General features: G+C 69.3%; 10 protein-coding genes and 1 tRNA gene. 6 read left to right on the plus strand and 5 right to left on the minus strand.

From position 1 onward, the window contains the following. Positions 1–5 precede the first annotated feature (5 nt). The 4 genes from ACIN94_RS03980 to ACIN94_RS03995 all read left to right on the plus strand — a co-directional run bounded on the left by ACIN94_RS03980 (position 6) and on the right by ACIN94_RS03995 (position 4,727). On the plus strand, positions 6–866 hold the full coding sequence (locus ACIN94_RS03980; protein ID WP_400699273.1) for a TatD family hydrolase: 861 nt from the start codon (positions 6–8) through the stop codon (positions 864–866). 175 nt (positions 867–1,041) lie between these two features. Beyond that, positions 1,042–1,887, plus strand: a complete 846-nt coding sequence (gene rsmA, locus ACIN94_RS03985) for a 16S rRNA (adenine(1518)-N(6)/adenine(1519)-N(6))-dimethyltransferase RsmA (protein WP_400699276.1) — start codon at positions 1,042–1,044, stop codon at positions 1,885–1,887. 107 nt (positions 1,888–1,994) lie between these two features. Next, complete coding sequence (locus tag ACIN94_RS03990) at positions 1,995–2,897, plus strand: 4-(cytidine 5'-diphospho)-2-C-methyl-D-erythritol kinase (protein WP_400699279.1); 903 nt, start codon at positions 1,995–1,997, stop codon at positions 2,895–2,897. A gap of 27 nt (positions 2,898–2,924) precedes the next feature. After that, positions 2,925–4,727: an ABC-F family ATP-binding cassette domain-containing protein gene (locus ACIN94_RS03995; RefSeq protein WP_400699282.1), complete on the plus strand. Its 1,803-nt coding sequence runs from the start codon at positions 2,925–2,927 to the stop codon at positions 4,725–4,727. Between the two features lie 30 nt (positions 4,728–4,757). On the opposite strand, the gene ACIN94_RS04000 is transcribed toward ACIN94_RS03995, so the two are convergent. Continuing rightward, positions 4,758–5,300, minus strand: a complete 543-nt coding sequence (locus ACIN94_RS04000; protein WP_400699285.1) for a MarR family winged helix-turn-helix transcriptional regulator — start codon at positions 5,298–5,300, stop codon at positions 4,758–4,760. 249 nt (positions 5,301–5,549) lie between these two features. On the opposite strand from ACIN94_RS04000, the gene ACIN94_RS04005 reads away from it, so the two are divergent. Then, on the plus strand, positions 5,550–7,028 hold the full coding sequence (locus tag ACIN94_RS04005; RefSeq protein ID WP_400699287.1) for a CHAD domain-containing protein: 1,479 nt from the start codon (positions 5,550–5,552) through the stop codon (positions 7,026–7,028). 3 nt (positions 7,029–7,031) lie between these two features. Here ACIN94_RS04005 and ACIN94_RS04010 read toward each other — a convergent pair whose 3' ends face one another. From ACIN94_RS04010 to ACIN94_RS04025, 4 genes are all read right to left on the minus strand, one after another. Then, positions 7,032–7,910 carry an NUDIX domain-containing protein gene (locus ACIN94_RS04010; RefSeq protein WP_400699290.1) on the minus strand — a complete coding sequence of 293 codons (879 nt, stop codon included), beginning with the start codon at positions 7,908–7,910 and terminating at the stop codon, positions 7,032–7,034. After that, entirely contained in the window at positions 7,903–9,966 is a 2,064-nt protein-coding gene (locus tag ACIN94_RS04015) for an RNA degradosome polyphosphate kinase (protein WP_400699293.1), read from the minus strand. Before ACIN94_RS04015 ends, ACIN94_RS04010 begins: the two co-directional genes overlap by 8 nt. A gap of 28 nt (positions 9,967–9,994) precedes the next feature. After that, a complete protein-coding gene (locus tag ACIN94_RS04020; RefSeq protein WP_400699295.1) occupies positions 9,995–10,984 on the minus strand; it encodes a TetR family transcriptional regulator in 990 nt (329 codons plus the stop codon). Between the two features lie 169 nt (positions 10,985–11,153). After that, positions 11,154–12,095, minus strand: a complete 942-nt coding sequence (locus ACIN94_RS04025; protein WP_400699298.1) for an acyl-CoA desaturase — start codon at positions 12,093–12,095, stop codon at positions 11,154–11,156. 324 nt (positions 12,096–12,419) lie between these two features. Here ACIN94_RS04025 and ACIN94_RS04030 point away from each other — a divergent pair. After that, positions 12,420–12,494, plus strand: a tRNA-Gln gene (locus ACIN94_RS04030). Positions 12,495–12,496: the final 2 nt, after the last annotated feature.

A 12,496-nucleotide genomic window follows, 5' to 3' on the forward strand; every position in this document is an offset into this window, starting at 1 on the left:
GCGGTGTGAGCACGACGAAGCTTCCCGCCGCCCCCGAACCTCTGGCCGCCGAGGTGTTCGACAGCCACTGCCACCTGGACATCATGGTGGGCAATCGCCAGGCGTCCTCGGGAGATCCCGTCGCCCAGGCCGCCCAGGCGGCTCGGGCGAGCGTCGAGGGGATCCTCCGGGAGGCCCGCGCGGTCGGCGTGACCCGGCTCGTCACGATCGGCTACGACCTGCCGTCCTCACGCTGGAACGCCGACACGGCGGCCCTCCATGCCGATGTCTACGCCGGGGTGGCGATCCACCCCAACGAGGCGCACGCCTCGACGCCGGAGACCCTCGCCGAGATCGAGGAGCTGGCCCGGCTCCCCCACGTCAGAGCGGTGGGGGAGACCGGCCTCGACTACTACCGCGACTGGGCGTCCAAGGACGACCAGCACGCCAGTTTCCGGGCGCACATCGAGATCGCCAAGCGGACCGGCAAGGCCCTGGTGATCCACGACCGCGAGGCCCACGACGACGTGCTGCGCGTGCTGGCGGACCAGGGCGCCCCGGAGGTCGTGGTCTTCCACAGCTTCTCCGGTGACGCGGAGATGGCGAAGAAGTGCGCCGAGGCCGGCTACTTCATGTCCTTCTCCGGCCCGGTCACCTACAAGAACGCCGCCTACCTCCGTGAGGCGGCGGCGATCGCGCCCCGGGAGCTGATGCTCGTCGAGACGGACGCCCCCTACCTCCCGCCGACCCCGCACCGGGGCAGGCCCAACGCGCCCTACCTGCTCCCTCTCACGCTGCGCTGCCTGGCCGAGGTCAAGGGGATGGAGGTGACCGAGCTGGCCGCCGCCATCAGCGCGAACGGGGAGACCGTCTTCGGCACCTGGTGACCCGCCGCGCCCGAACAGGTGCCGTGAGCCGGTGCACGGACAGTCGCACTGTGTGCGATGCGCGAAACTTGTCGGATGACGTGGGGAGTGGATCCGTGAGTGAGCGCAGTGAACGATTCCGTGGGCACAGCGGCCCAGCGAACGCGGGTGGCGTCTCGCCGGGCGGAGAGCCGGCATGAGCCTTCTCGGACCGGTAGAGATACGTAATCTGGCGAAGAGACTGGATATCCGCCCGACGAAGAAGCTCGGCCAGAATTTCGTGATCGACGGCGGCACCGTCCGCCGGATCGTCCGGGTCGCTGGGCTGCGGCCGGACGACGTGGTCATCGAGATCGGTCCCGGGCTGGGCTCGCTCACCCTCGCGCTGCTTCCCGAGGTCCGCGGTGTGGTGGCGGTGGAGATCGACCCCGTCCTGGCCACCCAGCTTCCGCTGACCGTCGCCGAGCACGCCCCGGAGTCCGCCGACCGCCTCACCGTCGTGCTCGCGGACGCCCTGCGGGTCCTGCCGGACGACCTGCCGGAGGAGAAGCCGACCGCGCTGGTGGCCAACCTGCCCTACAACGTGTCCGTGCCGGTGGTGCTGCACCTGCTGGAGACCCTGCCGTCGCTCCGCACCATCCTGGTCATGGTCCAGTCCGAGGTCGCCGACCGGCTGGCCGCCGACCCCGGTTCCAAGATCTACGGCATTCCCTCGGTCAAGGCCGCCTGGTACGCCGACGTCCGCCGGGCCGGCCCCGTCGGCCGCACGGTCTTCTGGCCGGTCCCCAACGTCGACTCGGGCCTCGTCGCGATGACCCGCCGCGAGCCCCCCTCGACCAAGGCCACCCGCGAGGACGTCTTCGCCGTCGTCGACGCCGCCTTCGCGCAGCGCCGCAAGACCCTGCGCGCCGCCCTGGCCTCCTGGGCCGGTACGGCCGCCGCCGCCGAGCAGGCGCTCCGCGCCGCCGGGATCGACCCCTCAGAGCGGGGAGAGCAGCTCACCGTCGAGGATTTCGCGCGGATCGCCGAGAACCGCGCGTAGGGCTCCTCCCGCCGAGGGGACCGTACGGGGTGGGAGGAGACCCCGTTACGATCGGAGACCGTGACGAGCAAGCGAGTGCCGATGCCGATGCCGATGAGGGACGCCGCATGAACTCCGTGACGGTCCGTGTGCCCGCCAAGGTCAACCTGCGGCTCGCGGTCGGCCCGCTGCGCGACGACGGCTACCACGACCTGGTGAACGTCTTCCACGCCGTCTCGATCTTCGATGAGGTGACGGCCACCGCGAAGGCCGGGATGAGCGTCCGGGTCGAGGGCGAGTCCGCCGACCAGGTGCCCGACGACGACAACAACCTCGCCATCCAGGCCGCCCTCGCGCTGGCCGGGCACGCGGGCCGGTCCTACGGCGTGAACCTGGTCATCCGCAAGGCGATCCCGGTGGCGGGCGGCATGGCCGGTGGCAGCGCCGACGCCGCCGCCGCGCTGGTCGCCTGCAACGAGCTGTGGGGGCTCGGCCTGCCGCTGGAGGACCTGCTGGAGATCGCCGCCGACCTCGGCAGCGACGTCCCGTTCGCGCTGCTCGGCGGTACGGCCGTCGGCACCGGCAGGGGGGAGCGGCTCACCCCGCTGGAGGTCGGTGGCAGGTTCCACTGGGTGTTCGCCCTGGCCGACGGCGGCCTGTCCACGGCCAGGGTCTACGCCGAGTGCGACCGCATGCGCGAGGCGGCCGGTGAGCCGGTCGCCCGGCCCCGGGCCTCCGAGCCGCTGCTGGCCGCGCTCCGCGGGGGAGACGCCAAGGCTCTCGGCGCCGAGCTGGCCAACGACCTGCAGCCCGCCGCCGTGATGCTCCGCCCTTCCCTGGCCCGCACCCTGGACGCCGGCCGTGAGCACGGCGCCCTCGGCGCCCTCGTCTCCGGCTCCGGCCCCACCTGTGCCTTCCTCGCCGAGTCCGAGACCCACGCCGAGGAGCTGGCCCTGTCCCTCAAGGCCATGGACGTGGCCCGCGACCTCATCACCGCCTACGGCCCAGTCTCCGGTCCGACGGTTGTGTAGGCCGGGACCGGATACCCTTGTAAGGCGATGAATCTGGTCAACCTTGAATCGGTCTCCCACTCCTACGGCCCCAAGCCGCTGCTACGCGACGTCTCCCTCGGCATCGAGGCGGGCGACCGCATCGGGGTGGTCGGCCGCAACGGCGGCGGCAAGACCACGCTCATCTCGGTGATCGCCGGTGACCTCAAGCCCAACAGCGGCCGGGTCACCCACAACCGGGGTCTCCACGTGGGGACCCTGTCCCAGGGCGACGACCTCGATCCGTCGCTGTCGGTGCAGGAGATCGTCCTCGGGGGCAGGCCCGAGCACGAATGGGCGGGTGACGCGGGCGTCCGCGAGATCCTCGCCAGCCTGCTCGGCGACATCGACCTCGCCGCGCTGGCCGCGAGCCTGTCGGGCGGAGAGCGGCGCCGTACGGCACTCGCCAGGCTGCTCATCGACGAGCACGATCTGATCATCCTGGACGAGCCCACCAACCACCTGGACATCGAGGCCATCGACTGGCTCGCCAGGCACCTGTCCGGCCGGAAGACCGCGCTGCTGGTCGTCACGCACGACAGGTGGTTCCTGGACGCGGTCTCCACCAGGACCTGGGAGGTCGTGGACGGCGCGGTCGAACGCTACGAGGGTGGATACGCCGCCTACGTGCTGGCCAAGGCCGAGCGCGCCCGGGTCGCCGCCGCCTCCGAGGCCCGCCGGCAGAACCTGATGCGCAAGGAGATCGCCTGGCTCCGCCGGGGGCCGCCCGCGCGCACCTCCAAGCCCAAGTTCCGCATCGACGCCGCCCAGGCGCTGATCGCCGACGAGCCTCCCGTCCGGGAGACCGTCGAGCTGGTCAAGTTCGCCGCCGCCAGGCTGGGCCGTACGGTCTACGACCTCGAAGACGTCACCCTGCACGCGGGAGGCCCCGGGCAGGGACCGCTGGTCCTGGACCACTCCACCTGGCAGTTCGGCCCGGGGGACCGGATCGGCCTGGTCGGTGTGAACGGCTCGGGCAAGTCCTCGGTGCTGCGCCTGCTCGCCGACACGGTCCAGCCCGACTCCGGCAGGGTGGTACGGGGCAGGACGGTCCGCCTGGCGCACCTGTCGCAGGAGCTGGGCGAGCTCGACCCCACCCGCCGGGTGCTGGAGACCGTCGAGGAGATCCGCAAGTTCATCCAGGTCGGCAAGAAGGAGTGGACCGCCTCCCAGCTCCTGGAGCGGCTCGGCTTCAAGGGCGACGCCCAGTGGAAGGTCGTCGGCGACCTGTCCGGCGGTGAGCGGCGGCGGCTCCAGCTGCTGCGTCTGCTCATGGACGACCCGAACGTGCTGCTGCTGGATGAGCCGACCAACGACCTCGACATCGAGACGCTGAACGAGCTGGAGGACCTGCTCGACGGCTGGCCCGGCACGCTGATCCTGGTCAGCCACGACCGTTACTTCCTGGAGCGGGTCGCCGACCGGACCGTCGCGCTGCTCGGCGACGGCAAGCTGTCGATGCTCCCCGGCGGCGTGGACGAATACCTGGAGCGACGGGCCTCGGGGGCGGCGCTGTCGGCGCGGGCGGCCTCCGGCGCCTCGGCTCCCACCCCGGTGGGGGCGGCCCCGCAGGAGCCCGAGACCGGTCTTTCGGCCAAGGAGGAGCGCGAGCTCCGCAAGGAGCTCTCCCGGCTGGAGCGTCAGCTCGACAAGCTGAGCAGCCGCGAGGCCAGACTCCACGCCTCCATGGCCGACGCCGCCGCCGACTACGGCCGCCTGGCCTCCCTCGACACGGAGCTCAAGGACATCCTCGCCGAGAAGGACACCATCGAGGCCGAATGGCTGGAGGCCGCCGACCGCCTCGGCGAGTGAACGTCCATCCCTCGCCGGCGGGGCAGAGTCTCAGTGCGTTCCGGTGTCGGTCGCGTCAAAAGGGACGAGCAGTGTGCGCAGCAGGCCCGCAAGGGCCTGCTGTTCATGTTTTCCGAGACCGGCCAGCAGGTCGTGTTCACGGCGGAGCAGGCCGGCGAAGGCGTCGTCCACCCGGGTCCGCCCGGCGTCGGTCAGGGACACCAGGACTCCACGCCGGTCCTCGGGGTCGGGACGCCTGCGGACCAGCCCCGCGGCGGCGAGGCGGTCTATCCGGTTGGTCATCGTCCCGGAGGTCACCAGGGTCGCGCGGAGCAGGGCTCCGGGACTCAGTTCGTACGGCTCGCCGGCCCTGCGCAGGGCGGTGAGCACGTCGAACTCCCAGGTCTCCAGGTCGTGTTCGGCGAAGGAGGCGCGACGGGCACGGTCCAGGTGACGGGCGAGCCGGGAGACCCGGCTGAGCACCTGAAGCGGTTCCACGTCCAGGTCGGGCCGCTCCTGGCGCCAGGCGGCGACCAGCCGATCAACCTCGTCCGCGGGGTGGCCTGCGTCGTGATCCGCGTGGTGCAGCGTCATGTGACGAGTGTATCTCTCTTGACGTCGAGATATCTTTATTGATATCAAGCATCTCCGCGTCGAGAGGCATGTGGGATCCGGTGAGCCGGGGCCGCTACGCCGGCGGGCGTCCACGGCCCTTCTCCGCGGTGACCCAGGACCATGGTGACCCAGATTTGAGCGGCTGCCCAGAGTTTCCGGGCGGAGAATCGGGCATCAATAAATACTGCTAGAAAACAGTATTTATCTCGGTAAACCAGGGGATGAGCTGTGGCGATAGAGATCGAGGACAAGTTCGACGTACCGATGGACTACCGGATCCCCGATCTGACCGGCCTGCCGGGAGTCACCGAGGTCGTGGGCCCCAGGACCTACCAGCTCGTCGCGCTCTACTTCGACACCCCTGATCTGAGGCTGATCGCCCGGGGGATCACCCTGCGGCGGCGCAGAGGCGGGACCGACCCCGGCTGGCACCTCAAACTGCCCAAGGCCAAAGGCGTCCGGCAGGAGATCACCCATCCCCTGACCCGTAGCGCCACGGCCGTCCCCGCCGAGCTGGCCGACCTGGTCCTCGCCTGCACCCGGGGCGTCCCCCTGGCACCGATCGCCGAGCTGGACACCCGCCGCGGGGCGACCACGCTGGTCAACGGCGCGGGGGTGCGGCTGGTGGAGGTCGCCGACGACCGGGTCAAGGGCACGGTGCTGGGCACCGAACCGCACGTCGAGCGCTGGCGCGAGGTCGAGGCGGAGCTGGTCGAAGGTGACGAGAAGCTGCTCAGAAAGGCCGGGAGACGGCTGATCAAGGCCGGTGCGGCCCCGGCGGGCTCCGCCAGCAAGCTCGCCCGCCTGCTCAGCGCCGCCACACCCGTCCCCGGGCCACCGCGCGCCGGGACCAGGCCGGGGTCAGCCGGAGAGGTCGTCATGAGCTACCTCGTCGCCCAGGTGGACGCCCTACTGGCGCAGGATCCCCGGGTGCGGCGGGCCGGGGAGGACGCCGTACACCAGATGCGCGTCGCCAGCCGCCGGCTCCGCAGCGCGCTGAAGTCGTTCGCGTCGATCGTCGAGGGCACCGACCACCTCCAGGAGGAGCTCAAATGGCTCGGCCAGATCCTCGGTGAGGTGCGTGACCTGGAGGTGGTCAGGGACCGTTTCGCCCGCAGGCTCGACAGCCTGGACGGCAGTCTGATCGTGGGCCCGGTCAGGGCGCGCCTCAGCTCCGACCTGCTGGACGCCGAGCACGAGGCCTACGACCGGATCAGGGAGATGCTCGGCGGGGAACGCTATTTCGCCCTGCTCGACGCCCTCGACGACCTGACGGGCTCGCCCGCGCTCACCAAGGCCGCGGGCAGGCGCGCCGGTGAGCTGGACGCCGTCGCAGCCAGGAGCTGGCGCCGGGTCACCAGGGCCTACGCCAGAGCTCAGGCCTGCGACGACCCCGTCGCGCGCGAGCACGCCATGCACGACGTGCGCAAGGCGGCCAAGCGGGCCCGCTACACCGCCGAGGCGCTCGGCATGAAGAAGCTCGCCAGGCGGGCGAGGGCCGTACAGGAGATGCTGGGCGCGCATCTGGACGGCGTCGTCGCGCAGGGACGGCTCGCGGCCGAGGCCGGGACCGCCCGGCAGTCCGGGGAGGACGTCTTCACCTACGGCGTGCTGACCGGCCTGGAACGGGCCGCCGCCGAGCGTGCCTTCGAGGAGTTCCCCCGCCTCTGGGCCACGACCACGGAAGCCGTCGGCAAACTGCTGTGAACCTCAGACGATGTAGCGGTCCACGCTCACGACCTTGCCGTCGGCGCGGTGCAGCACCATGAACGCCCCCTTGCGCAGGTGTGTGTCTCCGGGCCGGTCGACGAGCGCCGGGATCAGCTCGGGCAGGACTTTGCCGTGGCTGCAGAGCACCAGGGGCTGCTCCGAGGCCATGGCCTCGGAGACCAGGCGCAGGGAGGCACGGGAGTCGTAGTCGGTCTCCGACAGGAGACGGTCGCGGCGGATCTCCAGGCCGGCCCGTCCGGCGTACGGTTCCAGGGTCTGCACGCACCGCCTGCTGGGAGAGCTGAGCAGCTCCGTGGGGTGATAGCCGGACAGCACGTCCGCGAGCACCTCGGCCTGTATCGCGCCGTTCTCGTCGAGCGGTCGCTCGTCGTCGTCGCCCTTCCATTCCTGGCGGGACCCGGCCACGCCGTGCCGGACGAGGATGAGCGGCGTGGTCCGCAGGGGGACCGCGGTGAGCGCGCGGAGCAGTCCGGCGTCCCATTCGTAGGTCAGCCGCCTCCTGGCCTCATCCAGCGGCAGCCAGACGACCTCGTCGACCTCGTCCACCGCGGTGTGCAGGTCGTCGGAGATCGCCTGGGCCGCCCAGTAGTCGACGCGTTTGAGCCGCCCGCCCTTCAGGTAGTGGATCGGCGGTAGCGAACGGCCGAGCAGTGCGGTGATCCCCGTCTCCTCGACCACCTCGCGCAGGGCCCCGGCGATGACGTGCTCGCCGGACTTCAGTTTCCCCTTGGGGAACGTCCAGTCGTCGTATTTCGGTCGGTGGATGAGCGCGACCTCCGGCGCGGACTCCGGCCCCCGCCACACCACCGCTCCGGCGGCGCGGATCATGTCAGTCGGATGGATGTCCAGCTCAGTCATCAACCGTCCTCCACCTTCGGGTGGCGATCAGATGGGTCTGCAGGTCCGTACCCGGATGCCGGGTCCAGGTCCCGTCGGAGTTGAGCCACCAGGCGGAGGTCTCCTCCGACATCACCAGGTCGAGGAGACTGCTGAGATGGAGCCGCTGCTGCTGGCTGGTGACCTTGACCAGTGCCTCCACCCGGCGGTCCAGATTGCGGCGCATCAGGTCCGCGCTGCCGATCCAGATCTCCGGTCTGCGTCCTCGGCCGAACTCGTAGATCCGCGAATGTTCGAGGAACCGGCCGAGCACGCTTCTGACCCGGATGTTCTCCGACAGTTCCGGAAGGCCCGGCCGCAGCGTGCATACCCCGCGCACCCACAGATCCACCGGGACGCCCGCCTGGGAGGCCCGGTAGAGCGCGTCGATGACCGGCTCGTCCACCAGGGAGTTGGTCTTTATTCTGATGCCGGCCGGCCGGCCCGCCCGCTGGTGGGATATCTCCCGCTCGATCCTGGCCAGCAGCCCGCCGCGCAACGAGTGCGGGGCGACCAACAACCGGCGGTAAGCCGCGTGGTTGGAGTATCCGGTCAGGTGGATGAACAGGTCGGTGAGGTCCTCGCCGACCAGCGGATCGGCGGTGAGCAGTCCCAGGTCCTCGTAGACGCGGGCGGTCTTGGGGTTGTAGTTGCCGGTGCCGATGTGGCAGTAGTTGCGGAGCTCGCCGGAGGGCTCCTGCCGTACGACGAGGGCCAGCTTGCCGTGGGTCTTCAACCCCACAACCCCGTAGACCACGTGGCATCCGGCGCGCTCCAGCTTGCGCGCCCAGGTGATGTTGGCGCGCTCGTCGAACCGCGCCTTGATCTCCACCACCACGACGACCTGCTTACCCGCCTCGGCCGCGTCGATCAGCGCGTCCACGATCGGCGATTCGCCACTGGTCCGGTAGAGCGTCTGCTTGATGGCCAGCACGTTCGGGTCGGTCGCCGCCTGTTCGATGAAGCGCTGCACGCTCGTGGAGAAGGAGTCGTACGGGTGGTGCAGCAGCACGTCCCGCTCGCGGAGCACCGCGAAGATGTCGTCCTCGACGAGGATGACCTCGGCGGGCACGAAGGGACGGAAACTCAGCTCGCCCCGGTCGAGGTCGGCGATGGCGTGCAGTCCGGTCAGGTCCAGCGGGCCGGGCAGCCGATAGATCTCGTGTTCGGCCACCCCCAGCTCGTCCACCAGCAGTTCGAGCACCTCGGGGGTGATGGTGTCCTCGACCTCCAGCCGGACCGGCGGGCCGAAACGGCGCTTGAGCAGTTCCCGCTCCAGGGCCTGCATGAGATTCTCGGTGACGTCCTCGTCCACGTCCAGGTCCTCGTTGCGGGTCACCCGGAAGACGTGGTGCTCGACGATATCCATCCCCTTGAAGAGCTGGCCGAGGTGCGCGGCGATCACCTCTTCGAGCGGGACGAAGCGGTCCTTGGACGCCACCACGAAGCGGGGAAGCTGGCTCGGCACCTTCACCCGGGCGAACACCGTATGGCCGGTCGCGGGATTGCGGACGGTAACGGCCAGGTTGAGCGACAACCCGGAAATATAGGGAAAAGGATGGGCGGGGTCGACGGCCAACGGTGTCAGCACCGGCCGGATCCGCTCCCGGAACAGCTTGCGCATCTCGGTGCGCTCGTCACGGCCCAGGTGCTCCCAGCGCATGATCTGGATCCCCTCGGCCGCCAGCTGAGGCCAGAGTTGATCATGAAAACAGACCGAGTGCCGCTGTGCGAGGTCGTTGGCGATGGCGGCGATCCTGGTGAGTTCCTCACTGGGTTTCAATCCGCTTTTGGTCCGCAGGAGCAGGCCGGTGGCCATCCGCCGCTTGAGGCCGGCCACGCGCACCCGGAAGAACTCGTCCAGGTTGCTGGCGAAGATCGCCAGGAACCTGACCCTTTCCAGCAGGGGCAGGGACGAGTCCTCCGCCAGCTCCAGAACGCGCTGGTTGAACTGCAGCCAGCTCTCCTCGCGGTTGAGGAAGCGTTCCTGCGGAAGAGGCAGTCCTTCGTGGGTGACGGGTACGGGCTCTGCGGACATATGACCAGAATGCCCGCTTTTGCTGAACTTAACGTTTACGCTGCCTCAACGGCTGCTGTCGCTTATCAGCTGGACTCATGTTCTCTGCCGCCTCATCATCCGGGTGTCCGGGGAGTTTGGGCTGCCGGTCGGCGGTTCTGGCCTCCCGGAGCCGGATCTTCTCCTGCTCCTTCAGCTCCCGCTCGCGGATCTTCTCCTGTTCCTTGAACAGCCGCTCCCGCTCGCGGAGCTCCCGTTCGCGCGCCTTCTCCTGCTCGCGCGCCAGTTTCTCGGCCTCGCGCTGCTCGCGCTGCCGGATCTTCTCCTGCTCCTTGAGTTCCCGTTCGCGGACCTTGCCCATCTCCCGCAGTTCCTTGTCGGTCGGGCGTGCCGACAGCGGTGCCCGCCGCTGCTCCGTGCCCCGGGAGGAAGCGGTCAGACGGGGACGCGGGTCCAGCCCGACGAGGCCGTTCCACGCCAGGTTGACCAGGTGCGCGGCCACCTCCTCGCGCGGGGGCCTGCGTACGTCCAGCCACCACTGCCCGGTCAGCGCCACCATGCCCACCAGCATCTGCGCGTACATCGGCGCCAGCTTCGGGTCGTATCCACGTCCCATGAACTCGTCGACCATCACGTCTTCGACCTGGCTGGCGATGTCGTTGATCAGGCTGGCGAACGTGCCCGTCCCCGAGGCGGCGTGCGAGTCGCGGACCAGGATGCGGAAGCCCTCGCTGTTCTCCTCCACGTAGGCGAGCAGGGCCAGGGCGGCCCGTTCCAGCTTGATCAGCGCGTGCGAGGCGGACAGTGCCTCCGTCACCATGGCCAGCAGCTTCTGCATCTCCCGGTCGACGACGACCGCGTAGACCCCTTCCTTGCCGCCGAAATGCTCGTAGACCACCGGTTTGGAGACGTTGGCGGTTGCGGCGATCTCCTCAACCGACGTTCCGTCGAACCCCTTCTCTGCGAACAGGGTTCTGCTGATCTTGATCAGCTGCTCCCGGCGTTCCTTGCCGGACATGCGTCGTCGAGGTTCGCTCACGGTTCTAATAATGGCGCTCCCCGCCGGTAGTGCGGGAACCGCGTCCGTGGCCGCTGGGGCGGTGGATTGGTTGTCAGGTGGCGTTGGGTTGACGCGGGCCGCTGGGGCGGTGGATTGGTTGTCAGGTGGCGTTGGGTTGACGCGGGCCGCTGGGGCGGCGGATCGGCCGTCAGGCGGCAATGCGCTTCGCCGCCAGTCGCTCGGGGGTCGGCCAGCGGACGTCGTGGGCCCAGCCGGCCTTCTCGAACCAGCGGATCACGCCCGCGCTGAGGTCGATCTGGCCCTTGAGCGCGCCGTGCCGGGCGCAGGTCGGGTCGGAGTGGTGCAGGTTGTGCCAGGACTCGCCGAACGAGGGGATGGCCAGCCACCAGACGTTGCGCGATTTGTCCCGTGACTCGAAGGTCTCTTCGCCGAAGACGTGGCAGATGGAGTTGATCGACCAGGTCACGTGGTGCAGCAGCCCGATCCGGACCAGCGTGCCCCAGAAGAAGCCGGTCGCCATGCCCCACCAGGACCAGGTCAGCAGGCCGCCGAGCACCGCGGGGAGCACCATCGTGGTGATCGCCAGCACCGGGAAGAACTTGTGCAGCTTGATGATGTCGGGGTCTTTGACCAGGTCGGGGGCGTACTTCTCGCGGTTGGCCCGGTCCGTCTCGAACAGCCATCCCATGTGCGCCCAGAGCAGGCCCTTGCTCACGGCCCGGAAACCGGTCCCGAACCGCCACGGCGAGTGCGGGTCCCCTTCCTTGTCGGAGAACTTGTGGTGCTTGCGGTGGGTGGCCACCCAGTCCAGCACCGACATCTCCATCGAGAGGCTGCCCGCGATGCCCAGCACGATCTTCAGCGGACGCTTGACCTTGAACGACCCGTGGGTGAAGTGGCGGTGCAGTCCGACGGTCACCCCCAGGCCGGTCACCACATAGAAGACACCGGCGATCACGATGTCGCTCCAGCCCAGACCCCATCCCCAGGCGAACGGGACGGCGGTGATCAGGGCGATCAGCGGCGCGGCCACCACCACGCCGAAGGCGATGATCTCGGGTCTGGTTTTCGGCTCCGGATCGGCATCGGGTTTGGGGCCTGGACCAGGGCGTTCTGTGATGACGGTCATGCGCTACCTCGCGGAGCTTGGAGAAGGGCGATGGGATTCTGTCTGGCTACGCAACCGTAACCTACGCCATCGTAAGTTAGGAATCCCCAGCTGATTAATGTGGAGAAGGTGACTCTCGCGGAGAGACCCGGTAGTGGGTTCATGTCTTGTGTACCACCGGCCTGACCTGCTAAACGACGCGTACCGGACCGTCCCCGTGAGGTAGATACCCCAGTTGGCCCTCTTCTTCCTCGACGAGGACCCCAAACGAGGCGCGTTCGACGTCAAGGGCTCGGTATCGTAGGGGGGCCAGGCGGTCGGATCCGGTCCGGTCCGTCAGATTGATCCGGCATTGGGTAATTGGCAGCCCGCAAGGTTTTGGTCCTTGTTGTCCAGGTTCGAGTCCTGGTGCCGGAGCCATT

Source organism: Streptosporangium sp. NPDC087985 (assembly GCF_044741965.1).
Lineage (GTDB): Bacteria > Actinomycetota > Actinomycetes > Streptosporangiales > Streptosporangiaceae > Streptosporangium.

Excerpts from the sequence above, each read along its gene's own strand:
- rsmA (WP_400699276.1), top strand. The coding sequence starts at position 1,042 with ATGAGCCTTCTCGGACCGGTAGAGATACGTAATCTGGCGAAGAGACTG.
- ACIN94_RS03990 (WP_400699279.1), top strand. The coding sequence starts at position 1,995 with ATGAACTCCGTGACGGTCCGTGTGCCCGCCAAGGTCAACCTGCGGCTC.
- ACIN94_RS03995 (WP_400699282.1), top strand. The coding sequence starts at position 2,925 with ATGAATCTGGTCAACCTTGAATCGGTCTCCCACTCCTACGGCCCCAAG.
- ACIN94_RS04000 (WP_400699285.1), bottom strand. The coding sequence starts at position 5,300 with ATGACGCTGCACCACGCGGATCACGACGCAGGCCACCCCGCGGACGAG.
- ACIN94_RS04010 (WP_400699290.1), bottom strand. The coding sequence starts at position 7,910 with ATGACTGAGCTGGACATCCATCCGACTGACATGATCCGCGCCGCCGGA.
- ACIN94_RS04015 (WP_400699293.1), bottom strand. The coding sequence starts at position 9,966 with ATGTCCGCAGAGCCCGTACCCGTCACCCACGAAGGACTGCCTCTTCCG.
- ACIN94_RS04025 (WP_400699298.1), bottom strand. The coding sequence starts at position 12,095 with ATGACCGTCATCACAGAACGCCCTGGTCCAGGCCCCAAACCCGATGCC.